17 protein-coding genes are annotated in these 25974 nt (G+C 43.3%); 7 read left to right on the top strand and 10 right to left on the bottom strand.

The genetic code is table 11. From position 1 onward, the window contains the following. Positions 1-18: 18 nt before the first annotated feature. Positions 19-837, bottom strand: coding sequence for a DUF928 domain-containing protein (locus F6K57_RS11695; protein WP_293067659.1), 819 nt, complete (start codon positions 835-837; stop codon positions 19-21). A gap of 225 nt (positions 838-1062) precedes the next feature. On the opposite strand from F6K57_RS11695, the gene F6K57_RS11700 reads away from it, so the two are divergent. The 3 genes from F6K57_RS11700 to F6K57_RS11710 all read left to right on the top strand — a co-directional run bounded on the left by F6K57_RS11700 (position 1063) and on the right by F6K57_RS11710 (position 6771). Further along, positions 1063-2754 carry a transglutaminase family protein gene (locus F6K57_RS11700; RefSeq protein ID WP_293067661.1) on the top strand — a complete coding sequence of 564 codons (1692 nt, stop codon included), beginning with the start codon at positions 1063-1065 and terminating at the stop codon, positions 2752-2754. 170 nt (positions 2755-2924) lie between these two features. Next, on the top strand, positions 2925-3698 hold the full coding sequence (gene hisA / locus F6K57_RS11705; RefSeq protein ID WP_293026019.1) for a 1-(5-phosphoribosyl)-5-[(5-phosphoribosylamino)methylideneamino]imidazole-4-carboxamide isomerase: 774 nt from the start codon (positions 2925-2927) through the stop codon (positions 3696-3698). A 778-nt stretch (positions 3699-4476) separates the two neighbouring features. Further along, on the top strand, positions 4477-6771 hold the full coding sequence (locus F6K57_RS11710) for a polysaccharide biosynthesis tyrosine autokinase (protein ID WP_293067664.1): 2295 nt from the start codon (positions 4477-4479) through the stop codon (positions 6769-6771). Between the two features lie 1099 nt (positions 6772-7870). Here the strand turns inward: F6K57_RS11710 and F6K57_RS11715 are convergent. Then, positions 7871-9514, bottom strand: a complete 1644-nt coding sequence (locus F6K57_RS11715) for a hypothetical protein (RefSeq protein ID WP_364302442.1) — start codon at positions 9512-9514, stop codon at positions 7871-7873. A gap of 288 nt (positions 9515-9802) precedes the next feature. Here F6K57_RS11715 and F6K57_RS11720 point away from each other — a divergent pair, with 288 nt between their 5' ends. Next, on the top strand, positions 9803-11458 hold the full coding sequence (locus tag F6K57_RS11720; RefSeq protein ID WP_293067670.1) for a glycosyltransferase family 39 protein: 1656 nt from the start codon (positions 9803-9805) through the stop codon (positions 11456-11458). Between the two features lie 69 nt (positions 11459-11527). On the opposite strand, the gene F6K57_RS11725 is transcribed toward F6K57_RS11720, so the two are convergent. Both F6K57_RS11725 and F6K57_RS11730 read right to left on the bottom strand, forming a co-directional pair. Next, positions 11528-13132: a glycosyltransferase family 39 protein gene (locus F6K57_RS11725; RefSeq protein WP_293067672.1), complete on the bottom strand. Its 1605-nt coding sequence runs from the start codon at positions 13130-13132 to the stop codon at positions 11528-11530. A gap of 523 nt (positions 13133-13655) precedes the next feature. Next, positions 13656-14891, bottom strand: coding sequence for a transposase (locus F6K57_RS11730; protein WP_293067705.1), 1236 nt, complete (start codon positions 14889-14891; stop codon positions 13656-13658). A 243-nt stretch (positions 14892-15134) separates the two neighbouring features. On the opposite strand from F6K57_RS11730, the gene F6K57_RS11735 reads away from it, so the two are divergent. Further along, on the top strand, positions 15135-17135 hold the full coding sequence (locus tag F6K57_RS11735) for an FAD-dependent oxidoreductase (protein WP_293067675.1): 2001 nt from the start codon (positions 15135-15137) through the stop codon (positions 17133-17135). Between the two features lie 480 nt (positions 17136-17615). On the opposite strand, the gene tatC is transcribed toward F6K57_RS11735, so the two are convergent. Both tatC and F6K57_RS11745 read right to left on the bottom strand, forming a co-directional pair. Next, on the bottom strand, positions 17616-18398 hold the full coding sequence (gene tatC, locus F6K57_RS11740) for a twin-arginine translocase subunit TatC (RefSeq protein ID WP_070395249.1): 783 nt from the start codon (positions 18396-18398) through the stop codon (positions 17616-17618). A 72-nt stretch (positions 18399-18470) separates the two neighbouring features. After that, complete coding sequence (locus F6K57_RS11745; protein WP_293067678.1) at positions 18471-20060, bottom strand: glycoside hydrolase family 57 protein; 1590 nt, start codon at positions 20058-20060, stop codon at positions 18471-18473. A 245-nt stretch (positions 20061-20305) separates the two neighbouring features. Here F6K57_RS11745 and F6K57_RS11750 point away from each other — a divergent pair, with 245 nt between their 5' ends. Continuing rightward, complete coding sequence (locus F6K57_RS11750) at positions 20306-21505, top strand: histidine kinase (protein WP_293037618.1); 1200 nt, start codon at positions 20306-20308, stop codon at positions 21503-21505. Between the two features lie 76 nt (positions 21506-21581). On the opposite strand, the gene mutT is transcribed toward F6K57_RS11750, so the two are convergent. From mutT to F6K57_RS11770, 4 genes are all read right to left on the bottom strand, one after another. Beyond that, a complete protein-coding gene (gene mutT, locus F6K57_RS11755; RefSeq protein WP_202970699.1) occupies positions 21582-21995 on the bottom strand; it encodes an 8-oxo-dGTP diphosphatase MutT in 414 nt (137 codons plus the stop codon). A 121-nt stretch (positions 21996-22116) separates the two neighbouring features. Continuing rightward, positions 22117-22617 carry an A/G-specific adenine glycosylase gene (locus F6K57_RS11760; protein ID WP_293029534.1) on the bottom strand — a complete coding sequence of 167 codons (501 nt, stop codon included), beginning with the start codon at positions 22615-22617 and terminating at the stop codon, positions 22117-22119. A 396-nt stretch (positions 22618-23013) separates the two neighbouring features. Then, positions 23014-23361, bottom strand: coding sequence for a DUF760 domain-containing protein (locus F6K57_RS11765; RefSeq protein WP_293029537.1), 348 nt, complete (start codon positions 23359-23361; stop codon positions 23014-23016). Positions 23362-23593: 232 nt separating this feature from the next. Continuing rightward, complete coding sequence (locus F6K57_RS11770; protein WP_293029540.1) at positions 23594-24553, bottom strand: RNA polymerase sigma factor, RpoD/SigA family; 960 nt, start codon at positions 24551-24553, stop codon at positions 23594-23596. A 159-nt stretch (positions 24554-24712) separates the two neighbouring features. Between F6K57_RS11770 and F6K57_RS11775 the strand changes: the two genes are divergently transcribed. Then, positions 24713-25351, top strand: a complete 639-nt coding sequence (locus tag F6K57_RS11775; RefSeq protein WP_293029543.1) for a histidine phosphatase family protein — start codon at positions 24713-24715, stop codon at positions 25349-25351. The last annotated feature ends 623 nt before the right edge of the window (positions 25352-25974 follow it).

Below are 25974 nucleotides of genomic sequence, written 5' to 3' on the forward strand. Positions count from 1 at the left end.
CCTAATATATTTCGTTATTTAGTTGTTAGTCCTACTGGCTTGTTCAAACAAGGTTTTTTTGGCAATTCCACCTAACCCGACGGAAGCCAGGAGTTTGTTCCAAGCTTCTTCCAAGTTCTCGTCTTTGGGGCTCTGCCTTCGCAACTCTAACAGAGTCGTTAATGTTTCGTACCAAAGCCGATCATTTGCGTAGATCGCAACACGCTGTTGGAGGGTTGCTTGCTTTAGACTTTGCCCTAGGTTTGGATCTTCTTCAACTCGCTTGACCCCACCATCAATATAGATATTGTTTGACGAGTCGCCGGGATCAATCAATCCTACCTGCCAGTCATACTTCTGATTAACTTCTAACGGAGGTAGGTTCACAAAGGGAGGAAGCGTTATACTCCTAAATCCAGGATATACCGTATCGGGTAAGGGATACTTGACTGAGTAAAGCTCCTTTCCATTGGCATCTTTCAGCACAAACTTTAAATCATGCCCTGATGCATATTTTATACAGGGCATATACCAAGAGAAAGTGGGGTATTCAGAAACCGTTGTTCCCATCCCAGAAATCGGAACCAAGGCTACAACAGGAATGTTGCGGTTTGATATATAGTAGCAATCCCCCCTAGTTCCTCCAGGACGTCCGACATCCGAGGGTGTACCATTTTCGCCGTCTGAAGGTGGATTATATTCAGATAATTCCCAGTGGTTCGGTATCTTCTCAATCAGTTCCCTCCCTAGGGAAAAACTCGCCTGAGCTTGTACCTGGGCTGGAAGATTGACTGCCAGAGTAAAAGCCAAAGCAACCATTAAGAGCGTAAATTTTGATGAACGTGTTAACCAAGCCATGATAAAACTATTCCCTGGTAGAGCCAAGTTTCTCTTAAGTAAGCAGGATAAGTAACAAGTATGGCAGAACAACAGCCCTTCGAGGAACCCGTAACCCCTCTAAGAGGATCAGGTTTTCAGACCTTACCTGCATCATTTTAACAATAACTTCAGGTATTTGAGACATCGCCACTATAAGCTTATAATCTTGTCGAAATCTTTATCTGTTCTTCATCTGATTTCCTCATGATTCTGAATTCAGCTTCATTTTTTAAAGAGCGACAAAAATTCGACAAAACTATCCGACCAATTGGAGCATCTTCCTTGCAAGGGATAGCATTTTGGAAAGAAAAAATAATTGCTATCGACTCGATTAAGGGTTATCTCCTACAAATTGATACCTTCACGGATAACACAACAATTTTGAATCCAGAACGGGACTCGGATTTGGTCGGTGTGACTGGTTTAGCCCTGGCAGGAGAAACCCTATGGTTAACACTACAATCTAGTGTATATTTTTGCCAGATAAATGATAATTTAAACCTACAACACTTTGTTGATTTGCCTTACACCGCTAACGGAATCGCTGTTAAAGATTCAACTGTTTATGTTACCTGTAAAAAAGTTGGATATATTATTATTTATAGCAGCAATACAGGTCATGAGATTACCCGGTTGCGTTCTCCCGGAGTTGGCATTGAACATATAACAATCCGCGATGAAGAACTGTGGGTATCGGATGACCAAGAACAGACAGTTTACTGTCTTGATCGAGCAACTGGCGAAATTCAGTTCAGTGTACTCACCCCCTTTGAAAATCCTACTGGCTTAGCGTTTTGTTCTGACCCCCAGACGGGAGACGATACCCTCTATGTTGCTTATGCAACTGAGGAGGCTTACATCCGGGATAACCCTAACGCTGATCCTAATTATGAATTGCAGTATCGCGATCGCACTTTTATTCATCCGTTACACTTTACCTACAATCCGGAAGGTCGCTACGCACTCTCCAATGGCTATTTAATCGAAATGTCCTACGTGGAGGAACTTGATCCCCTCAAGGATATCGAGTTGAATGATTTGGAATGGCGAATTGCCTTGCCATCGGAAACTGACCGACAAAAGGTCTCAAAAGTCGAACCCGTGGGTATACCCTTTACTATAGACGTTCAAGATGGTCAGCAAGTTGCCGTCTTTAAGTTTGACAACCTCAAGCCAGGGGAACGCCATATCTTTGGTTGGAAGGCACTCCTAGAAGTCTGGAGTATCAAGTACCGCCTGACACCACGGGATATGGAGGCGTTGCCTGAGTTAGCGCCAGAATTTCAGAACCGTTATTTGGTGGATGATGACAAGTTAGCCATGGATACAGAAATCATCCGCCGTTCGGCTAAAGAAGCAATTGGTAGCGAAACGAATCTGTTGCGGCAAGTCTACAGTATTCGCAATTATGTCTACGACAAACTTTCCTACCACGTGACCCCTAAAATAGATACTCCTGACATTGTGCTACGACGGGGTGTGGGGTCTTGCGGGGAGTATTTGGGAGTATTGCTAGCTTTGGGACGCCTTAATGGTATTGCCTGCCGCACTGTTGGTCGTTACAAATGCCCTCCCCATCCTGACCAAATCGGTATTCCTTTGGTACCAGATTTTAATCATGTTTGGATGGAATTTTATATCCCAGGAATCGGCTGGCTACCGATGGAATCGAGTGCTGATGATACGGTTGAAGGGGGTCCTTATTCCACTCGGTTTTTGATGGGTCTTGCCTGGTACCATATAGAGATCGGTAAAGGAATTAAGTTTGAAATCCTGAAGAGTCAAGGGGTGCCTGTGAAAAAGGAAGATATTTCCATTGGTGAGTTAGCCATTAATCATGTGCGGTTTAAGATTCTGGCAGAATTGCCCAGTGGTAGTGCTTCAATCGAACAATAACGACTACTACTGGCAAGGGTAGCCAGAAAGAAGTGGCTTGCAGGGGATCTAAGACCAAATCGAGGACGTAACTCCTAGACTTGGGCTACCCCCGTGATGTCAGAAGCCTACACCATACCTGCTGGGATTGGTGTGCCGTAGTTCAGTATAGGTTAGGGGGAAATTTAGTCATGGATGTTATTCCAGCTATAGACTTACTTGAAGAAAAATGTGTGCGGTTAGTCCAGGGAGACTACCAACGTGCGCAAATATTTAACGATAACCCAGTCGAGGTAGCGAAACAATGGGTTGAACAAGGTGCATCAAGGCTGCATGTCGTTGATTTGGATGGTGCAAAACTGGGTAAGCCAGTGAACACTAAAGCAATCGAAGCAATTGTGCAGGCGGTACCTGTGCCAGTGCAAGTCGGTGGTGGATTACGCTCCCGCTCCGGAGTCACTCAACTGTTGACTCTAGGCGTCGATAGAGTCATTATAGGGACGGCAGCGGTGGAAGACCCTTCCCTAGTGGAACAGCTTTGCACTGAATTCCCAGGGAAGATTGTAGTTGGTATTGATGCTCGTCAGGGATGGGTGGCCACTCACGGTTGGTTAGAAACCTCAGAAATTGCAGCTATTGACCTAGCTGAGCAAATGACTCAGCTGGGAGTAACTACGATTATTTACACCGACATTCACCGGGATGGAACTCTGTCTGGACCAAACCTAGACGCTCTAAGAGAACTAGCAAGTCATATCTCCATCCCCGTGATTGCCTCTGGGGGTGTCAGTTCAATCACTGATCTATTGAGTCTACTGACTCTCGAACCTCTAGGGGTTAGGGGTGTAATTGTTGGTCGTGCGCTTTACACCGGAGATATGTCTCTGAAAGAAGCTATTCAAGCAGTCGGTCCTGGAAGGTTACAAGATATCCCTCTAGATATGGGGTTTTCTAGCTTTGCTTGAGGAGTCGTCAATGGAAAAATGGAAAAATGGAAAATTGATCTGATTCGAGCCAAATACCCCATGATCAGTTTTTCATTGTCAGGGGCAATTTATTTTAAGATAATCATTTGTCTAATTGCTTCCTGATTAAACTTTAAAAGTTTAGTAAAGGGGTAAAGGGCAAGGAATTCCAACCATTGACCTTTTCCTTTTTATATTTATAACTTAAATTCAAGACCATACTACTAAACTAAATTGCCTTCTTGAAGTGTTATTTAGCTAGGCAGGAGGACAAGCTAATGGGGAGATAGGTAGATAGTGCTACCGCAAGCATATGCGCTACTTGAGGTGCTACTTGAGGTGCTATCAGTGGTCAGCCGTCAGCTAATCAACGGGAGGTAGTCAACAAGGTTACGGGCTGGTACCGCTGGTTGAAAATTCCTGCTCGTTTTGCTGATCTGATCCCGTGCAGTGAAAGCGGCTGCTAGTTGATAGTTTATAGCTGATAGCTGACAGCGGTAGGCTGAATCCTTACGATAGTGCTACCTATGAATTTAACTTGGTACCAGCAAACACGATTCCCCTAACTTAACCATTCCTTCATTTTATCCGGATATTTGATAAGTTTTGCGTAAAATTTTCCAGTTCTAGTGTCAAATACTAGTTTGTTAACACAAACTAACTACAGAGCTGATGGTTAGTGGCAAATACTGAAGGATATGATAGGGGAGCGATTAGCCATAGGTTCAGTTACTCTTGAACATAACTTAAACCAATAAATAAAAAGGCACATATAGAGATGGGCAATAAATCAGAGCTTTTCCCACAGGGGAATGGTAAATATTTCCACTCACAGCCCGTCATCTACCACACTAGAAACTCAAAATACTATCAGGATGGGCGTAAGCTAGAGGAGATTTGGACGATCATACGGCGTCGCTTTTTAGCGGCTGCTGGTGTAGCAATTACGATCACAGCTAGTATTTTTGTATGGACTTCTAATCAGAAACCTCTGTACGAAGGCAAGTTCCGACTGCGTCTGGAGCCTCTGACAGCACAGGATGATGAAAATCAATCGACACCAGGTTTTGAGAGCTTGGCTTATCAAACCCAAATGCTGGTACTGCGTAGTCATAAACTGATCACTCCCGTGATTGAGGAAATAAACAAGCGCTATGGAAAAACTAGCTACAAGTCTTTAGTCAAGAATAATCACCTGAGGATCAAACACATTGAAGGAACTAGTGTCTTAGAAGTCCGCTACCGTGATAGCGATCCTCAAAAAGTTCACTTTGTTTTAAACCAGCTTGCCGATAATTATATCAAGTACTCCCGCCAACAAGAAGCAAGTTACCATCACAAGGACCTTGAGCTAGCAAATAGAGAGTTGCCTCAAGTTCGCCAAGAGGTAGACAGACTGCAGGAAGAACTGCTGAAGTTGGAGCTAGGGTACAAGTTAATTGACTATGATAATCAAAAACAGCAGCTTTCAACTCAGATTAGCCAGATTAAGCAACAGCAATTAGATACTCACATCCAGCTTAAGGAAGCTCAGTCCTTTTACCAGATCATTTCTCAAAAGCTAGGACTGTCATCAAATCAGGTCAAGGACTCTCGTGCTTCGGAGTTAGCTTTGGCTCAAGTGACTTTGGCCGAAAACCCCTACTACCAAAAGATGCTCAACCACCTAGAACAGGTTGAGGCTGAGATTGCTATCGAGTCAAGCCGCTATACTCCAGACAGTCCCACCATCAAGACCCTCAAGCAGCAACAGTATAATTTCTTATCCCTGGTACGCTCTGAAGCTGAACAGGTACTAGGTATTAAACTTACAGATACAGATGTTCCTAAGATATCACCCAATTCAATTCACCAGCAGCTAACTCAAAAACTGGTAGATCAGAGCATCCAAATATCAGTTTTGCAAGCACGACAACAAGCTCTTGCTGAGGAAGAAGAAAGTCTTGAGCAAGACATGAAACAGATGTTGGCGATAGATCCAAAGTACACCAGTTTACGGCATAAACTTAAAGAGACAACCCAACGATTAGATACTCTGTTGGAGCTTAAGGAAAGCTTCCAGCCTTATTCTTGGGAACTTATTCTCAAACCCAAACAGCCTCAATATCCGATTCCGCAACATCAGGAACTTCAAATTATTTTGGGAGCGATCGCAGGTATATTACTGGGTGCAGGAACAGGGTGGTTGATGGAGCGCTTAGACCATGTGTTCCACTCTCCCGACGAACTTAAACATCGCACCCAATTGCCTCTTCTTGGTGTTATTCCTTACCATCCAGCACTTAAGCCAACCAAGTCATCAACAAGCCGCAAAGGTATACCTTTTGTTCCAAACTTCCCTAAGAATCAGAAAAATAACTCAACGCCAAAACTGCAGCAAGCTTCTCCCTTTTTAGAGGCGTTTCGGTTCCTCCATCGCAATATCGGCTTACTGGGCTGGGATCAGCCAATCCAATCTATTGTGATTAGCTCAGCTAGACCAGCAGACGGTAAATCTACCGTTGCTGTCCACCTAGCTATAGTGGCTGCTGCTATGGGTCGGCGGGTGCTACTGGTGGATACAGATCTGCGCCGTCCCCGGGTACATAAAATTTTTGGTTTGAACAATCAACTTGGTTTGAGTGACGTCCTTAGTAAGGGGATCAAAGCTAACCGAGCCATCCAGCAAGTGCCTATGTGGGATCATCTTCATGTGCTAACTGCTGGTTCCCCAGCACATGATCCGATTCGGTTACTATCTGCGCCAAAGATGGGAACTTTGATGGAGCATTTTAATGCTGTTTTTGATTTAGTTATTTATGATACACCTCCCGTGATCGGACTTGCCGATAGCCGCCTTCTAGCAGCTAACACGGATGGTATGGTCTTCGTAGGCAGATTAAACAAGACTGACCGCTCAGTTCTAATGCAAGCGTTGGATGAACTCAAAACCTCTAGGACTAATCTTTTAGGTATTGTTGCTAATGATGTTGAGAACTACGCAACTAGCTCCTATTATCACCATCAGGACTACTATACAACCGATTCAGCAACCATGAAGGTGAAAAAGCTTCTAGATCAGAACATGAGATGATATGAAGTCCAGTTAATAACTTTTAATATGGTTGCTTTTTGTTAATGGTTAATGGTTAATTGAACATTAACCACTAACCATTAACCATTATAGTTAGTGCTCAGTAGCTGGGAATGAAAATACGTATGTTAACAGGACTAGCATCACCCTTGATAGCATTAAGGTTAGTGTTAAAACGACTAGGGAAACCTGGACAGTTAAGCGTAACCGTTTACCCTTACGATAAAAACGTTTATCCGGTAAAGGGTGAGCAGTTTTAGAAAAGAGTGTTAATGGTTGATGAGGCTGATAATGATTCCAGAATACATGGGCACCTAAATGCTGATTGACACAGGGTTTCATAGTTCAAAATTAGAGGTAGTGTTTTGATCGCCAAGCAGCGTTTACGCCCTGTGGTGTAAACGTTAGTAGTAAAACTGAGATACTTCCTGTCTCAGTCTTGATAGTGATATCCAACCCTGTCCAAATTGCTTTGGAGTGGCTTGTGGTATTCAACCAGGGCTTAGGTATTTGTTTTAGTTTGTTTTAGAGTAAGGGGAGAGACAGAGCAAGGATATAGGGGGATGATTTTGTTTGGTTATTTTGTCTTTCTTCCAAGTCCACCTTGTCTTCCTTTTCCTGTATTAGATACAGAGCAATGGTTTAGCCCTGGGATAGGTAGGGTTTGATGGCTGAATTTGGTAATGCCTGCTACAATGGAAGAATGGACTTTAACAACAATTTAGGGCATCTAATTAAAATCTTGAACCCAGTCGTTTCAGATAAGTTGAGGGGTTTGACCCCCTAATTGATTGAGTTTTGTTTTTTGGGTTCGATTGATTGGGTCAAGAAGGGGATGCGATCGCTTCTTAAAGTGATGATGAAAACCAATAGTTAGTGTCATACCGAGTAGCGTTCAGGGCTGGGATCACCTAAATTGCTAAGGTTTCCCAAATTACCCATTTAGTAGGTAGGCATGATTCAACCGACTAATGGAACCGACTGATGTCAAGTTTTGTAAAACATCTAGAAATTCAATCTATTCCCTTGAGCCAGCATGTTTAGATAGATTTGTTTATATATAGTTACATAGCTGCCAGCTTGATTTGGGCTTACCTATTTACCTCTTACCGGTAATCGCAATACATTCGGTATCCAAAACGACAATCTTATCTGTCTCGAAAACAGAACAGGAATCGATAACGTTAACAATTGCCGGAACAATGGCTTGTTTGAGTCGAGCTTGAGCTTCTGCTGCTACTGGTTGATACTGCATAATCCAGCGATTTTTAGTTATATATTGTGGATTAAATGCTGTTTTATCTAACAACCAAAAATCAATGTTGTACTGCCTAATAAAGTGTTTGGCTTCAGCTAAGTTTGGACTGTACTGGGCTTGAATTAAATCAATCGCTCTGTTGCGAAATTGGTTGTAATAGTTAGTATGATAGGGAATACCGTATTCTCTACTGACTAAGACTGACCGTCCAGAAAACGTTGGCAAGAAATCGGCTTCCTTTGATAGTGAGGCAATCAAGATATCCTTTGGTTGTTTAGCAAAGAATTCATAGAGGCCATGTTTCCTCCCAACCTCATAGTTAGTTTTGGGGAAATTATGGAAACCAAGAGGAGACAAGATTAGAGCTATTCCTACCAGTGTAACGATCGCTCGTCCCAACACTGGTTTCCCTGGAATTCGAGGAAAGGCTAGCCTCTGGCAAGCTTGAATAATAGCATCGAGTAATAGAGTTATAGCGATCGCAGCAGCTAAGACTAGCACAATTCGCAGACTATGCTTACTGTAACGGCTGGGTAGATGCAGTCGGAACAGGACAGCATGAGCCATAATGAACATGCCAAGGGATACCAGGGCCAGTTGAGTCAGGAGTACCGTTTCCCCTTTGACTTTCTTCACTAACGGTAGCCATGAGGGAAATCTTAGCAGGATAGGCAATAGTAAACCAGCACAGACAGCTATAGGTAAACGCTGTCTTCGGGGAAATAGACCACTGCGAGCATCTTCCAACCAGAAATCCCATGGGTTGTGATCGAAAAAGGCGACTCGCCCTCCTGGTTGGAATTCTGGCATGGTTTTGGCTTGCTGTGCGCTGATAATTGGACCATAGTCAGAAGTGGTCAAAGCATAGGGCAACAGGACGATGAATGCCACACCTAACCCAGCTGCACAAAACCAATAGTCATTCTTCTGGGAGGATAGTCTGATTTTACCCTCTCGCCAACGCAACAGTTTCAGCACCAGAACCCCACAACACAGGAAAACGCACTGAGGATAAAATAAACCCTGGAGGGTGATCACTACGAGACAGGGGATCAATGAGCGCCGTGATAGGTAGTACAAAAATGCTAACAGCAGGGGATAAATAAAAGCCCTAGGGGTTGCTGATACTAAATCATCGAGCATCCATAGGGTTTGATTTAGAAGCAAAGACGCAATAAATCCTGCAGCTGGGATGGGCAGCATTTGTAGACAAAGCCCGAAACAGTAACTAGTGGTAATCAACCCTAGCACCATGGGTAGTAGTTTATTCAATAAGAGGGGATGAATCCCGACAAATCCGATCAGCCGATAGAGGGTAGTATAGCCAGCGGGTGCTACAGATTGGAAGTAATTGGCAATCAGATCATCGGGAAATAAGCTGGGATCAAAAAACCGTTGCATCCAAAATACATGCTGTCTGGCATCATCTTGTACAATGTATTGATTACTAAAGGCTTCTTCAAGGGCGATCAGGCTGTAAAGCATAGCAAATGCTAGGCTCAAGCTAAACCAAAATATTACTTGGTTTTTAGGGGGATTCGAGGCTGGGGGATTCATACTTTTTTGTGTTTGGGTAGAGACACTTAAAATGGGATAATGGGGTGACGGTTATCGGTAAGTTTCTAGATTAAGTATTATTGTTAACAGTGAAATATTATCGTTAACATTAACATTAATCATGAAACGGTCAATAAAAAGCGATCAATTACAATATCAAAATTAAACGAACACTAATAAATTTCCTTTGTACTTTTCGGTGTACTTTTTTGTGTGATGGAAACCAAACGATTACAGCTAGGGAAATTCCCTCAACCTCCCTTGCGACTATTATGCATTAGCCTACTGCTCTTAGGAATAGTCTTTCGCTTAGCCAATCTCGACAGCAAAGTCTATTGGGGGGATGAAACTTTCAGCTCCTCTAGAATTGCTGGCTATTCAGCGGAAGAAATTATCGGGGATATCTACACTGGTGAAGTCATTAGCGCTACAGAATTACAAAAATACCAGACCCCTAATTCTGACCGTAGCCTCGCCAATACCTTACGAATTATAGGGGAAGAAGCGCCACAACACCCGCCAGTTTACTATATATTAGCCCGATTCTGGGAACAATGGCTTGGTAGTTCCCTAGCACTCAAGCGCACTTTACCTGCTCTAATTAGCTTGCTGGGATTACCCTGCCTGTACTGGTTGTGCTTAGAACTATTTGGAGCATCATTGACCCCATGGCTTGCCGTGTCGCTATTCGCTGTTTCACCGATCCATATTTTGTATGCCCAGGAAGTTCGGGAATATAGTCTGTGGACTGTGAGTATCTTGCTATCGAGTGCTTCCCTGTTACGAGCGATGCGAGTCAACAGTAGGGTGAGTTGGTGCATTTATGCACTTTCTGTAGCGCTATCCTTCTACTCTCATTTATTTTCAGCACCCATTATCCTAGGTCACGGCATTTATGTCCTGATCATCGCAGGTTGGCAAGGGCGTCAACGGGTAATTGCTTACATCTCAGCGGTCACAGCAGCACTGTTGATATTTTCACCTTGGTTAGCTGTTTTCTTGGAAAATGAACCCAGAGCTAGCAAGCAATGGGGATGGGTTATTAAAGAATTACCCCCCCTGGATCTGGGTCGATATTGGCTGAAGAATCTACTCTACGGCTTTTTTGATGTACCCCTAGGCAAGGAGTACCCGTTTGACCTAACCTTTAGCTACACCCAGCCTAGAACTTACCTAGTGCTACCAATTGTGGGGCTAGTGGTTTATGGGCTATATTTTCTCTGTCGCTATACTCCAAAACAAGTTTGGCTATTTGTTTTGCTCCTGATGGGATTTACTAGTCTACCCTTAGTGCTACCAGATATAATTTCAGGAGGCATGCGCTCAACGATTGCTCGATATCAACTCCCAACTTACATCGGGATTCAACTGACTATTTCCTATTTACTCTCCACCAAACTAAGTAAGTTTTCGATTAGTATTTGGCAAAAACGTTTATGGCGATTGACTACAGTTATCTTAGTCTCTTGTGGTGTGATATCTGGTGTGCTTATTGTTCAAGCTGAAACTTGGTGGACGAAGTACAGCGACTACTATAATGCAGACGTTGCTAATATTATTAATCAGTCTCCTGCTCCCCTTGTACTCAGCGATAGTACTCACAATCGAATTCTATCCCTAAGCCATAAGCTTGACTCGAAGGTTCAATTACAACTGATCAAAAAAATCAAAAATGTTTCAGAAATACCTGAAGAACGCTTACCCAAACTATCAGGTAAATTTAGTGATGTTTTTGTCTTGGAAAATATTCCATCACCCTCATTGCTACGCCCCAGTATGGAAAAACATAATAACTATAAATTTAACCTGATATACGAAGGAAATATTGGCTTTAAAAAACGGAAAACTCTGTTGTGGAAAAAAATTGATTAGATTTGATTAGTCATTAGTCATGAGTGATTGGTCATTGGTCAAGTTTCTTTTGCCTTTTCACTTTTGGTTTCACCGCACTAGCTTCCAGAGATGCTTGCGTTTATGAGCTGCTTTAACGTCATAGGGTGACTCCTCTTCAAATTTTTGTCGCAGTTTTGGAGAAGGTCTATATAAGAAGACGTCACTGAAACTGGAAAAAACTTTAGGAGAATCCTTAGTTTTGATTAACTGTAAGGTCACCTTTGGCTCAAGTAAATAACTCAGAGACACTAATCGCATGATATCACTACTAATCACCAAGGGACGATTGGATTGATTAATAATATGAGCTTCCTCAGGCGTGTAATAGTTACTGTATTTATGCCACCAAGTTTCTGCTTGAGAACTAATGGCACAAGACAGCACACTTCCTGAAATAACTGTAATAGCGACTAATCGCCATAGTTGTTGTCGTTTTATTGTCTGACCATTAAGGGGATTAATTTTTTTAGCAAGGAGGTAAGCAACAGCAAGTTGTATACCCAAGTAACAAGGAATGAAATAGCGAGCCATGCTGGAACGCTGTCCTCCTAAAATTAAATCCTGAGCAATGGGAAACATGCCAACAACTGCGATCATGGTCAAGATAAATAACCAAACCCGCTGCTGACTATGACGACACATAAAATAAATAGAATAGCCTACGATAATTAAAATAAGGATATCGAAATAAATCAGTAAATGGTCGTAGTTAAACTTTAGATCTCGACCTGACCGCACATCAAATAAGGGATTGTTATAGCCAATCTGGATATCGAAAAACACAGAACTCAGATTGATAAGCCAGCGGGTGATCAGTTTACCGAGTGGAGTCTCTTTATCCGCCCAATCCCCCAATTCAATACCGTTTTCAATTACCAATCTGAGCCAAGGTAAAAAGGCAATAATGCCGAAAAGCGAAGCTAATCCATACCTAACGACTTGTTTACTAAAACGAAATTTTTCTATACAAATAACATAGATACCATGTCCAATAAAAACTAATCCAGAAAGCAAATAGCTGTAGAGATTTAGAGAAACTGTTATGGCATAGATTACCCAACTGATCAGTGTGCTAAGACGCATCGCCCTCAGCAAGGCTATGCTGGAAAGCAATGTGGTCAATGTCCACAAGCTATATTGTCGAGCTTCCTGGGCATACAACACATGGAATGGAGAGACACACAGCAATGCGATCGCAATCCATCCTGTTAGGGGAGACTCGAACAACTCCAAACAAAGCCAATAAATGCACGGCAAATTCAAAAGACTAATCAAGGCTGGTAAACTTCTCATCACCGTAACGGAATAACCGAACAATTTTGCCCAAAAGTGAGCCATCACAAAATATAACGGTGAATGTTGTGGTTCATGTAACGCTAACCCTTGGATCGTGTCACCTACATCTTTGTTATCATTAGGACGCTGATACTGCTGTAATTCTTTAACATTAATTTGACGACCATCAATTTCTTGGATAATTTCTGCTTTGGTATAGCCAGAAATTCGCAAGGATGTATATGCTTCATCAATCCAATACACTTTTTTGTCAATATTGACTAATCGAAAAACTATTCCCAGGAGTAAGATAATAAGAATTAAATACTTAGACAATTGAGCAGATGTAGGTCGATTAAATTTTATATGATTTCCCATGAATTATCGGGGTAGGGGTTATTAATTGGTGGCCTTTGAGCAGAGGTTAAGGATTGGATAAGCGTTGGGAAAATTAAGTTAGCCGTTTCAGGCAACACCAAATAGTAAAGCTTACCCCTCAGGAGCACTATGGCAAGACTAAATTGATGGCCAGCACTTTCAAACCTTAGCCGAATCGTGATTTAAGACTGAAACTCGGAATTTAGGGAAGGGACCAGTGAAGGCAATACCAAAGGCGGGATATGACGACTGGTAGTTCTGCCTTAGTTAGAAAGATTATGAGCCGACGACACCGGATTAGCCATCGTATTGATTAGTCCCTTACATATCTTTACATAAATTCGTTCCGTTCAATCAACTCTACCAACTTACCTGTATTATGGAAGATAAAATCCATTGCCTTTATATATATGTGGTGATTTGTTTAATACTGGCTGTGGTGATTATTGGGATTCCGCTGCTAATTATATTAGGTATTGTCAGTCTAATTATGCCCATAATTGCCTTATTGACACTCCCCGTCCTAGAAGAACGGGGATTCTTTGATCAACGAGGTCACTTGCTTCTTCAGACCGGAATCAGAAGAAGTAGAGGTGTCCTCTCCTAAAGCGTTGGGATCGATGATCCAGGTTCCGGTGTGCCCCACCGTACCCAAGGCTCTTTTTAGGATATTGATAGCTGCATTATGATCGCGTTCGCGTAGCGTCGCCTTCGGCGAATCTAAAACACATCCACACTTACAGGTGTGAGTCCTCGTTGATAGCGATTTCTTGACAACTTCACAACAGCTGGAACAATTTTGACTAGTATAAGCGGGATTAACTGCTATCGTTTGTCTACCAAACTTTTGTCCAAAATATTCCAGCCATTTCCTGAACTGATACCAACCTGCATCATTAATAGATTTAGCAAGACAATGATTTTTAACTAAATTTATTACTCTTAAATCTTCGTAAGCAACCACATCGTTAGAGTGGATTACGCAGCGCGCCAGTCTCTTGGCGTGCTCTTCACGCTGCCTACTTATTTTAAGATGTGTCCGGCCTAATTTATTAACGGCTTTCTTACGGTTGGATGAGCCTTTCTTTTTGCGAGAAACCCGACGCTGGTAAAACTTCAGTCTTTTTTCGCCTTTACGATAAAACCTAGGATTTGGCTCTACGCCTCCCTTGGAATCGGTATAAAATTCCTTAAGTCCTACGTCTAGCCCAATATTAGTATGAGAAGGTTCTAAAGATTCCTTTTCATCAACTTTTATACAGAACTGAACATAGTAACCATCCGCGCGGCGCACTAATCTAACTCGCTTAATTAGCTTCTGATCATAACGCCATAATTCCCAAGTTCCTTTAAGTCTTAGTTTTCCAATACCTTTTTTGTCTAAGAAATCTATTGACTTAGTATCAGAAGACAACTTCCAGCCCGATGTTTTGTATTCAACCGATCTGGAAAATTTCTTGAATTTGGGATATCCCTTTTTGCCAGGAACTTTCTTTTTGCATTTATCGTAAAATCTAGCAATTGAGCTATAGGCTCTTTCAACCGAAGCTTGACATGCATGAGAGTTCAAATCCTTTACAAAAGGATATTCAGCTCTAAGCCACGTATTATGACGATACAGTTCTTTTTGTCCTATACCCTTATTGTCCATCCAATAACGGATGCACTTGTTGCGGACAAATTGACCAGTGCGGATCGCCTCATCAATCGCGGCATATTGAGTTTTATTCCCTTTGACCTTGAACTCTAAGACGATCATTTTGACGTGAAAAAACTCTACGTAATATTGTAGCACAAAAAAAAGCCGTCGAACGAAGGACGGGGCTTGAAACCCAAATTTTTTAGTCAAGGTGCTGGAAAATCCTAATCAGCCCTATCGCTACCCGTATATTTTTCGGGTGCTTTGACATGCCATGGCATAATTGATACAACGTTTGGGAGATGACAGTATTGATAAGTTAGGGTAATTTATCGTCAAAGATTTTACTGACTATCTCGAATCATGAAGCGATCGCTTGTCCGTATTTCCCTATTCATATCATTACTAGGGTTTACTCCATCTCCTGGTATAGCAGCTCCCCCTAGAACTCCAGACCAAACCGAAGCCTGTGAAATCTTAGTGATTGGAGGTGGATTGGCTGGTGCTGCGGCTGCCTATGAAGGCTTATTGGCCGGGCAAACGGTGTGCTTGACTGAGATTACCGACTGGGTAGGGGGACAAATTTCTGCCCAAGGAACCTCTGCTCTGGATGAACGACCCACTCAGCGATCGCGTTTATTCTATCCTAAGGGCTATCTAGAATTACGCGATCGCATTAAACGCTACTACCGTCAACTCAATCCTGGGGACTGCTGGGTAAGCGAATCCTGTTTTCTACCCCGTGATGCTCACCAAATCCTGTTTAATATTTTACGAAAGGCGGCCAAACGGGGAAAAGGGACATTAAAATGGTTTCCCTCTACTGTAGTTAAGGAACTAGAGATTAGCCCAGATGGCAAAACCATTGACAGTGTGATTGCTATTCAGCACAAAAGTACTGCTGATGCTCCTGCCCTGAACACCTTTCCCCTATCTCAAACTATTGAAGATTGGTATAGCTACGAGAATTCCTCCCGCTTTGAGAAAAGCATTTTGCGCATTGTTCCCCAACAGACCCAAGACAATAGTTCTAATTGGTATATTATCGACGCAACAGAAACTGGTGAAATTATTGCCCTAGCTGACGTTCCCTACCGTTTGGGGATTGACTCCCGCTCCTACCTAAACCCTTCCGCATCTAGTGCTACTGACGACCCCTATTGCACCCAAGGCTTTACCTACACCTTTGCCATGGAGCAAACCAAGGAGCCTCAAACCCAAGAAATGCCCTCCTTTTACCCGCAATACCAACCCTACTACAGCTATGAATTACAGCGCCTAGCGGACTTTGAAGGAGTATTCACCTATCGGCGAATTTGGAGTTCTAAGCGGGGTAAACGGATCCGATGGGGGGTTACTGCTCCCACTCCAGGGGACATTTCCATGCAAAACTGGACATGGGGTAATGATTATCGTCCTGGCACTTCAGAAGATAATCTAGTTTACACCCGTCGCCAATTACGAACTACTGGTCAACTGGCTCCCGGTGGCTGGATGGGAGGCTTGCGTACGGAAAGTCTACGGAAAGGAGAAGAAAACGCTCTCGGTTATTACTATTGGCTAGTCGCAGGAACTACCGACTCCCAGCTTGGGGATGGGGTAAAAGAGCCTCATCCCAATCACCGCTATCTAACGGGGTTAGATTCTCCGATGGGGACAATGCATGGGTTGTCTAAATATCCCTATATACGGGAAGGGAGGCGGATTATTGGACGCCCTTCCTTTGGCTATCCTCAAGGCTTTACTATATCAGAAGTGGATATTTCCCGCCGTGACTACCAGGATGAGTATTATCGGCAGACCCTCTCACCAGACGAATATCGCCGCTTATGGGCAGTACTGGCTGGATTAGAAGCCCCCTCTGTGATTCAAGGTAAAATCCAGCCAGATCAAGTCAGTCAACGCAGTCGCTCTACTATCTATCCTGATTCTGTGGGTATTGGTCACTATGCCATTGACTTTCATCCCTGTATGACCCTAAGTCCAGCAGAAACCCCAGGAAACACCGAGCGTCAAGGGGAACGGCGGGGAGCAGGTCAAGCCTATCCGTTCCAAATTCCCCTGCGAGCAATAATTCCCCAGAAAATTGACAACCTATTAGTAGGAGGTAAAAGTATTGCTACCAGTCACATTGCCGCTGCTGCTTATCGGGTGCATTCCTTTGAATGGTCATCCGGTGCTGCTGCTGGTACAACCGCTGCTTTTTCCTTAGAAACTGGGATAGCACCTTACCAGCTTCTAGAAGAACCCCTCCTGCAACAAACCCAACTCCAAGCTCTACGCCAGCAGTTGGAAAAAAACGGTAATCCCACCGCTTTCCCAGACACTTCCATCTTTAATCAGAATTGGGAGGATTGGCGGTGAACTGAGACAGTTAACTAATAGTAACTATCGATAGTAATTATCTTTAGTAGGCTACATTTTTTGATAATGGCTCTTCCATAGATATAGCAACCGCCAGGGCGGTTGCTATATTATCTGTTTCTCAATAGTAATAAGTCATGGTTGTGCCATGACTTATTATTAATAATTAGCGACAATAATGCTAAAGATAGTTAGTTAGTAATTGGTCATTAGTAATTAGACTACTATTCCCTATTCCCTATTCCCTATTCCCAGAAGGTATTTGTAGCCAACATTCAATTACCTTCTGGTTTAGATATTGATACTAATCAGTATTTTTAACTATCATAGCATGCTGATTAATATCAGCTGTGGTAGTCATAAAATTAGCAAATTAGTTGGTAATTAAAGTTCGCTGACAATTAACGCATATCCAGCACATGCTAACAATTATAAGCGCGATGGTAGTTTTGATAGCGGGTTGATTAAGCTGACTTAATATTATTTCCCGACCAACTTTACCATTCCAATCCCACCAAAATACAGACCAAGTACAGCACCCCCCAGTAAACTTTGAGTGAGAGGATCTGTCGAAGGAGTCAGCACCGCTCCCAAGATAGCTGCTCCTAGGACAACTGTGCGCCAACCAGAAAGCATTTGCTTGGAAGAAACAATTCCCAAAAACCCCAGTAACATTTGAATAACTGGGATTTGAAATGCCAAGCCAGTACTAAACATCAACAATAATACAAATTCAAAATACTTATCAATTGACCACAACTGCTCTACTACATCTGCTCCGTAACTGATAAAGAAATTCAGAGCGGCAGGAATTAGAGCAATGTAGGCAAATACCAAGCCTAGGAAAAACAGAACTGTTGATCCTAAAACCACAGGTCCGATGAAGCGTCGCTCCCGACGAGTTAACCCTGGTAAAACAAATAGAAGGATTTGGTAAAGAATAAAAGGACTAGCAACCAATAAGCCACTATAGCCAGCCACTTTCAAGGACACAAAAAAGTATTCCCCTGGAGCCAGTTGCAGAAACTTGACCCCCCTAGCTGGAATTTCCAGCAACTGAACAATCGGCTTAACTGCCACAAAGCAGCCAGCCATGGACAAGAATACAGCAATCAGCGAGTAAAAAATCCGCTTTCGCAACTCCTCTAAATGGTCGAACAGAGACATCTCGACATCATTAGGTACCTCGTCGAGATAGGTCTCAGGGTCTTTGAGAGTATCCAAACTTTCCTGGGGAGCAGTATCTAACTCAGAAGGCGTCATGGATTTTGATTGGCTTAGGGAACGTTCTCTATTGTATCTTCTTGTATCTTCCCAGGATTGTGTGGGGAGATTTCAAACAGGACGATAGACGCGATAGTTAATCTTGGGAAAGATATTGTCAATTTTCTCGACTTTCTCCAGCCAGCCTGCATCAATCTTGCCCAGCTTGATATCATCGTAAAGCTTATTAAAGCGCATCAAATGCGATCGCGTTCGTCTAACTGCATAAGGTACCATTGTCTCGGTGCGCATAATAAATGCCCAGTCTGACGATTGCGCTAGTAGTAACTCTCGCGCTGCTTGATTTAATGCCTTCCACTCCAACTCATCTGTAGCTTCCAACCTTGACAGCTCAATCATCCGTTCTGTAGCTTTGTGCAGATGAGGGTAAATCCAGGTATTGGTTTCATTCAGCCAGTATTCATGAAAGCCCTGATACCCCCAGCTAGATTGAGAAGGTTTACAGACTTGTTGGATCGGATTATTCCGCAAATAATCTGCCAAATGAGTCATTTCATAGGTGTTCTGGTCATACCAGGACTTACGGAGCAAGACATCCAGAAACCAAGGTCCCTCGTACCACCAGTGACCAAATAACTCTGCGTCATAGGGAGATACCACAATCGGAGAACGCTGTATCATTGCTGCTAGATGTTTAACCTGCTGCTGGCGATTAAACATGAAATTTCCAGCATGTTCCGCAGCTTTGTCTTTTGCCCAATACGGATCATACAGTTGCTTTTCCCCTAATCCTATACCACGGTCTGTAATTTTGTGATATTTTATACCCGTATTCTTCCGCTGTCCATGGGGCATAATATATGCTTTAATGTAATCATAATCTGCTTCCCAGCCTAAATCCTTGTAGAATTCCCGATATACTGGATCTCCTGGATACCCGACTTCCGAAGACCACACCTGCTGGGATGACTCATGGTCACGACCAAAGGCAGCAACTCCTGTCTCAGTATAAATGGGGGCATAGGTACCAAACCGTGGTCGGGGACGAGCGTACAGAATACCATGACTATCCATCAGAAAATAGCGCAAACCAGCATCTGCTAGCATCTCCTCAATCCCTTCGTAGTAAGCGCATTCCGGTAACCAGATGCCCTTGGGCGGACAGCCAAAGTTTTGCTCATAATGTTCACAAGCCACCCGAATTTGAGCCCAAACTGCTTGGGGATACATTTTCATCAAAGGAAAATAGCCATGGGTAGCACCGCAGGTGATAATTTCCAGGTTATTACTGTCTAAAAATTGTTTAAATGCCTTGACTAAATCCCTTTCATAGTGTATCCAGGTTTGGCGAATAGCGCTGAACTCTTGAACATAATGTTGGGCTAGGTAACGGATATGACCATTATGCTGATTATGCTCAACCTCCTTCTTGGCTAGTTCTTGGAGCAGTGACAGATGGCGCTCATAACGTTCTTGTAGTAGTGGATCCCGTAGCATCGACACCAAAGGTGGTGTCATACTAATGGTTATTTTGAAGTCAATCCCATCCCGCTTTAATCCCTCAAAAACATGTAGTAGGGGAATATAGGTTTCAGTAATGGCTTCAAATAGCCACTCTTCTTCTAGAACATAATCACTTTCTGGATGCCTAACAAACGGTAAATGGGCGTGAAGGACAAGAGCAAGGTAGCCAATAGCCATGATCAAGTAGCAGCCGTGGGTAGATTATTAAAGGAGAATTGACGCAATCCGCGATAATGTTACATTATTTTAAGATTTTAGTCTCAAATAGACTGGGAAAGTGCCAGAAAAGGGCTGGTTAGTAACGAGACTATAAAATAATAAAATAGACATTAAATTGTAAGGAAGCACACATCACCAACAAAAAATAACAAATCTTAGTCTTATTCCAGCCTTATTGGTTAAGAGTGCTAACACCAAATTGCATGCAGGCAGCTACAGAAACATACACTAACTCCCCAACCTTTCTACAACTGCTGCTGTTTGTCGATGAACGTCCCGGTTCCCGTAAACAGCTCCAGTCTATCCACCATTATCTGGAAACTCTCAAGACAGAGTATCCCTTTGAACTAAAGGTTGTGGATGTTGGGGAACAACCCTATCTAGCTGAACACTTTAAGCTAGTAGCAACCCCAGCACTGATTAAGATTAATCCGAAACCCAAACAAACCCTTGCAGGTAGTAATCTAGTTGCCCAGCTGAAGAACTGGTGGCCCCGCTGGCAACGCTCTCTAGAAGAAAACCAAACCCAACTTACCCAAGGATTCCCTTTACAACCAACTGTTAGCTCATCTAACTCCTCGGCTGAGACATCACCAGAGACAGCTGGTTCCCTGGCTTGTGCCTTGGAACTGATTCGACTGTCCGACGAAGTATTTCGCCTCAAGAAAGATAGAGAAGAATTGCTTGAGCAGCTGCAATTTAAAGACCAAGTCATATCCATGTTAGCTCACGACTTGCGCAGTCCTTTGACAGCAGCATCCATTGCCTTGGAAACCCTACAGCTAGAGCAACCAGTAGCCCAGAATGGCAGAAAATCTGGGCTGACGCCACAGCTAAAGGCACGGCTGTTTGAGCAAGCTCGTAATCAATTGCGCACTATCAACCGGATGGTGGTGGATCTGCTGCAAGCTAGGAAGGGAAGTAATGCTGAATTCAACATCCGACCTCATAAGCTGAATTTTGGCAGACTTTGCCAAGACGTTCTAGTTCAGATGCATGAACAGTTTCAGCTCAAAGCTCAGGTTCTGCAAACCGACATCCCACAAGACTTGCCTCCTGTCTACGGCGATGAAGAATTGGTGCGTCAGGTGCTAATTAACCTGCTGGATAATGCGATTAAGTATACTCCCAAAGGGGGGAAAATTGCTGTGTCTAGCATCCACCGTACTACCCAGAAAGTTCAAGTTAGCGTTTGCGACAATGGTCCTGGTATACCACAAGAAAATCGCGATCGCATTTTTGAAAACCACTTCCGCCTTAAGCGAGACGAAGCTATAGAAGGCTATGGGTTGGGCTTAGCCCTATGTCAAAAGATTATCCGTGCCCACTATGGTCGCATTTGGGTTGATTCACCTATCAAGGGTGGCAGCTGTTTTCACTTCACCTTACCGATTTATCGATAGGAAATGGGGTTTAAGGTTTAAGGTTTAAGGTTTAAGGTTTAAGGTTGTTTTCTTGAACTGATCAGGTAATCGCTGTTCAGTCTTGAGAGCGCAAAGCCGCAATAATCTGAGTATTGGCTTTGGGGAAGGGAAACTGATCTACTTCATCTAAGGTTACCCAGCGAATCTCATCACATTCAATAGGTTGCGGAACACCACTGAGATGGCGACAGTGGTGTACACTTAGCACAACACGAAAGTGGCTGTAGGCGTGATTAATTGTGATCAGGTGTTCACCAACCTCAATCTCAATGCCCAATTCTTCCTGAATTTCCCGTTTAATACATTCCGGAACAGTTTCACCAAGCTCAATTTTGCCACCAGGAAACTCCCAAAGACCACCCAATAAGCCTTTTGCAGGTCGGCGGTCGATTAGAATTTGTCCCTGGTCGTTCCAAATCACAGCGACACCGATATTTTTTGTGGGTAGGGGAGAAGATGGTTCACGCATAGGTATTTCAGATTGAATACCATGATTGTAAGCCTGACAGTAAGTTTTCCAGGGACAATCAGGGCAATTGGGAGTTTTCCGAGTACAGATAGTTGCTCCCAAATCCATTATTCCGTAGGTTTTACTCTCGAGGATGTTGATGATCCAGTAAGGCTTCTGATAGCTTCCATAATTGTTGAGTGGCTTTGGCAGGTGGTATCGACAATGCTACCAATCGTGCTATTACTCGTTTAACATTACCATCGAGAATAGGCACTGGCTGATTGAAGGCAGCGCTGAGAATACCACCTGCTGTTGTTCTACCAATCCCTGATAATGCTAAGACCTGGCTCAGCTCTTGGGGAAAAACGCCACCATGACACTGCATAATTGTTTTAGCGCAGGCGTGCAAGTTGCGAGCACGGGAGTAATATCCCAGACCCTCCCAAGCTTTGAGGACTTGCTGTAAATCAGCAGATGCCAGATGTTCGAGGGTGGGAAATTGCTCCATCCAGCGGTGATAGTAGGGAATGACCGTTTTGACCTGGGTCTGCTCTAGCAGAATTTCAGACACCCAGATGCTATAGGGTTCCCAACTTCGTCGCCAAGGTAAATCTCGACCAGCTCTGGTATACCAGTCCAAGAGTGATCTTCTTTGTTCCGATACTTTTTAGCTACCAAAGTCTATCAAGATAAACTTTAGCCCGCCAATGCAAGCTGATTCGAACGCCAGGGGGTATCTCCCAAAGCACAAAGAAATATTCCTCGTGCGCCATTAAATTTCTAGAACCAGATCCAATGTCACTACAAAACCCTTGGTTTTCGGGAAATATTAATTAAGACAAGGTCGTGGCACTAATATAATAGTTAAAGTATAGCAAATTACTTGAGGCAATGGCCAACCTTTGTGATACTTTTGCCTACTGTCCACTAACCTCAATAATAGAAACCGACAGACTCAGGTGATGATCTGCCGATATTCGATTGGGCATTTTCTATCAAAAATCTATAGATTCAGCCCTATGGGGCCAAGGTTTGACTAATCTTCCTCCACAGATTGAGATTCAGCTATTTGCAAAGACTTGTCAAAAACCATACGTTGTTCAGCGTTCCTAAGGAAATAGCCGCTAACCATGGCTGAAGCCAAAAGGCGACCTAGATTCTCACGGCTAGTACTGATAGTTACCCCAAAGTCTTGGGAAGGCAAGTTTCCCAACATTCCCATAATATTGTTTTCCATCACCTGATAGACTTCCGAAGACGTTGGTCTAGACAGCTGGGTAATGGTTTCTGGACTCATCGATTGAACATACTGCCAGAGTAAATTATTGTCAGAATCTTTATCAAAGAACTCAGGAACATGATTGGGATTGGATGCGTTATTCACCGTTTTACCTCCTAGCGATGGCTAATTCCGGTTTTTCTACTAGAGTCGGCAGCCAATGATGATGTTTATCTGTTTAGCTCTACTGCTTCGTATTTCTAATTACTTTAACAGGCAAGTGACCATGGCAAAGTAGGTGGAACCGAACCATCTAGGATCTGATTTTCTCACCTATTGGTCATTAGTCATTGGTGATTGTGGCTAATGACTAATGACTAAACCAACTCAGAACAAATTAACTAGCTGGGATATATTCCCGCATATCCCCTTGACGCTTACGAAGTTTAGCGATCGCTTCTCGTTCGATTTGTCGCACTCGTTCACGGCTGATGTTGAGGTGTTGACCAATTTTGGCTAATGTCATTGGTTCGTCCTCTGCCAAGCCATAACGGAGTCTCAACACCTGCCTCTGCTGCGGTGTCAAATCATCCATGAATTTCTCTAAGTCTAGCTGCATTAACGATTGAGTCACAAAGTCTTCTGGTCCAGGACCGGTGTCTTCGAGCAACTCAACTAATTCTGTATCTTTGTTATCCCCCACTCGCAACTCCAAAGAGAGGGGTTGACGTGCTTGCTCGAAGTACTCGCGCAATTGTGATGGTGTTAGGTTCAACTCAATTGCCAATTCTGAGATAGTAGCTGTTCGTCCCAGCTTTTGGGAAAGTTGGCGCTGGGCTTTTTTGATTTTGTTTAACTTCTCGGTAATATGGATAGGAAGGCGAATCGTGCGCCCTTTTTCTGCGATCGCACGAGTAATTGCCTGCCTTATCCACCAGTAGGCGTAGGTAGAAAAACGATAGCCTTTGGTAGGGTCAAATTTTTCTACACCCCGCTGCAAGCCGATGGTTCCCTCTTGAATCAAGTCCAGCAACTCGAGATTACGCTTAATGTATTTCTTTGCCACTGCCACCACCAATCGCAAATTGGCTTCCACCATCTTGCGTTTAGCGGATTCACCAACAGCTATGCTAGACTTTAACTGAGAATCCGTTAGGCAAGATGCTGTTGCCCACTCAGAAAACGTAGGTTCACGACCCAGCTGTTGGACAAGGGACTCTTTGACTTCCTTTAAGGTTGTTAACTGTTTAACCTTTTTCCCGTAAGAAATTTCCTGCTCATGGGTCAGTAATGGTACACGACCGATTTCCTTTAAATAGGTACGAACTAAATCTGTAGAGTCCTGAGCGGTTTTCATTGAATTCGATGGCGTTATCAGTGAGATTTAAATTAAGAAAATTAAAGCAGACCATGCTGGTTTTCCAAACCAGATGATAAGCTTTGTGGGATTCCAGTTAAATTATTTTAATAAATTTTACATAACTTAACTAAATTCCCGAAGAAGGTGTAAGGTAAGATGACCCAAACAGTTTGGATTGCCAGACACGGAAACCGCCTTGACTTTGTTAACCCCGAATGGTTCAACAAGGCAGAGCGACCCTATGATCCACCGCTTTCAGTAGATGGGGAACTGCAAGCAGCGCAACTGGGTCAACGCCTTGTAGGAAAAGGAATTAGGCATATATTCGCCTCACCGTTTTTACGAACTGTCCAAACGGCTAACCAAGTCGCAGAAATTCTGGATTTACCTATTAAGCTAGAGTTGGGTTTAAGTGAATGGCTCAATCCTGAGTGGATGGCAACTGAACCAGAAAGACTGCCTAATGAAGTATTGCACAAGCAGTTTCAGCGAATTGACACCAGTTATACTTCCTGTGTAATCCCTGAATATCCAGAAACAAGTGTTGCTTTACTCAAACGAACAGGTGAAACGGCACAACGTATCACCGCTCAATTTTCAGAAGATTTACTACTGGTTGGTCACGGACCATCAGTAGTTGGAACCACTCAGGGACTAGTGGGTGCCACACAAAACATTAAAGCATCCTTGTGCTGTTTAGTTAAACTAGTGCGCCAAGAAAAACAGTGGGTGATGGAACTGAATGGAGATACCTCTCACCTGAGTCAGACAGAAGATGTCCTCCGGTTTAATTGAAGGGTATAAGCTTCCATAACATACAAAGTTGTTTTTGTCAATAGTCTACAGCCATAGTCTCCTTTGACTCATCATCTCACACTTCCCTTCGCCCAAGGGGCGACAGTGGCGCGAACGGGTAAGACCTAGGGCTAATCTGGCTGAGGGACGCGCTTTGACCCATAACCAATCACCAAAGACCAATGATACACTAACTGTTCGTGAATTTACAGGTGTCAAAATAGACAAACTAGCTAAGACACCGTAGTTTCCACGAGGGCTAGAAATTAAGACTGTGCAACAATTTAGGCATCTAGTGGTGGTATAACATCTTACCATCACCTAAGGTTGGGCGGCGAGTGTTGCCCCTATGTTCTTGGTATGGGCATGAATCGACGCCTTGCAATGGTCAGTGGTCAATGGTCAGTTCCATGCATGTAATTAGCAATTAGCCCATAGCTAAAAGCTAGTAGCTGCAAAACAACTGACACAAATAAACAAGCATGGACAACTGACCTCAAATCCCCCGAATTGATTGGTGGGGATGGGCTGAAAATTATGGTACAGCGTAGAATTGATGGCGGTTGCCTCTATGTCCAGTCTAGGCTAGACAGTTCGGCTCTTAGCTAATTTTATTGGTTATG

The sequence above is a fragment of the Moorena sp. SIO4A5 genome (genome assembly GCF_010672005.1).
In the GTDB taxonomy this organism is placed as follows: domain Bacteria; phylum Cyanobacteriota; class Cyanobacteriia; order Cyanobacteriales; family Coleofasciculaceae; genus Moorena.

Excerpts from the sequence above, each read along its gene's own strand:
- F6K57_RS11745 (WP_293067678.1), bottom strand. The coding sequence starts at position 20,060 with ATGGCTATTGGCTACCTTGCTCTTGTCCTTCACGCCCATTTACCGTTT.
- F6K57_RS11730 (WP_293067705.1), bottom strand. The coding sequence starts at position 14,891 with ATGATCGTCTTAGAGTTCAAGGTCAAAGGGAATAAAACTCAATATGCC.
- F6K57_RS11735 (WP_293067675.1), top strand. The coding sequence starts at position 15,135 with ATGAAGCGATCGCTTGTCCGTATTTCCCTATTCATATCATTACTAGGG.
- F6K57_RS11720 (WP_293067670.1), top strand. The coding sequence starts at position 9,803 with ATGGAAACCAAACGATTACAGCTAGGGAAATTCCCTCAACCTCCCTTG.
- F6K57_RS11725 (WP_293067672.1), bottom strand. The coding sequence starts at position 13,132 with ATGGGAAATCATATAAAATTTAATCGACCTACATCTGCTCAATTGTCT.
- F6K57_RS11700 (WP_293067661.1), top strand. The coding sequence starts at position 1,063 with ATGATTCTGAATTCAGCTTCATTTTTTAAAGAGCGACAAAAATTCGAC.
- tatC (WP_070395249.1), bottom strand. The coding sequence starts at position 18,398 with ATGACGCCTTCTGAGTTAGATACTGCTCCCCAGGAAAGTTTGGATACT.
- hisA (WP_293026019.1), top strand. The coding sequence starts at position 2,925 with ATGGATGTTATTCCAGCTATAGACTTACTTGAAGAAAAATGTGTGCGG.
- F6K57_RS11750 (WP_293037618.1), top strand. The coding sequence starts at position 20,306 with ATGCAGGCAGCTACAGAAACATACACTAACTCCCCAACCTTTCTACAA.
- F6K57_RS11710 (WP_293067664.1), top strand. The coding sequence starts at position 4,477 with ATGGGCAATAAATCAGAGCTTTTCCCACAGGGGAATGGTAAATATTTC.
- F6K57_RS11775 (WP_293029543.1), top strand. The coding sequence starts at position 24,713 with ATGACCCAAACAGTTTGGATTGCCAGACACGGAAACCGCCTTGACTTT.
- F6K57_RS11770 (WP_293029540.1), bottom strand. The coding sequence starts at position 24,553 with ATGAAAACCGCTCAGGACTCTACAGATTTAGTTCGTACCTATTTAAAG.
- F6K57_RS11715 (WP_364302442.1), bottom strand. The coding sequence starts at position 9,514 with ATGCTTTACAGCCTGATCGCCCTTGAAGAAGCCTTTAGTAATCAATAC.
- mutT (WP_202970699.1), bottom strand. The coding sequence starts at position 21,995 with ATGCGTGAACCATCTTCTCCCCTACCCACAAAAAATATCGGTGTCGCT.
- F6K57_RS11695 (WP_293067659.1), bottom strand. The coding sequence starts at position 837 with ATGGCTTGGTTAACACGTTCATCAAAATTTACGCTCTTAATGGTTGCT.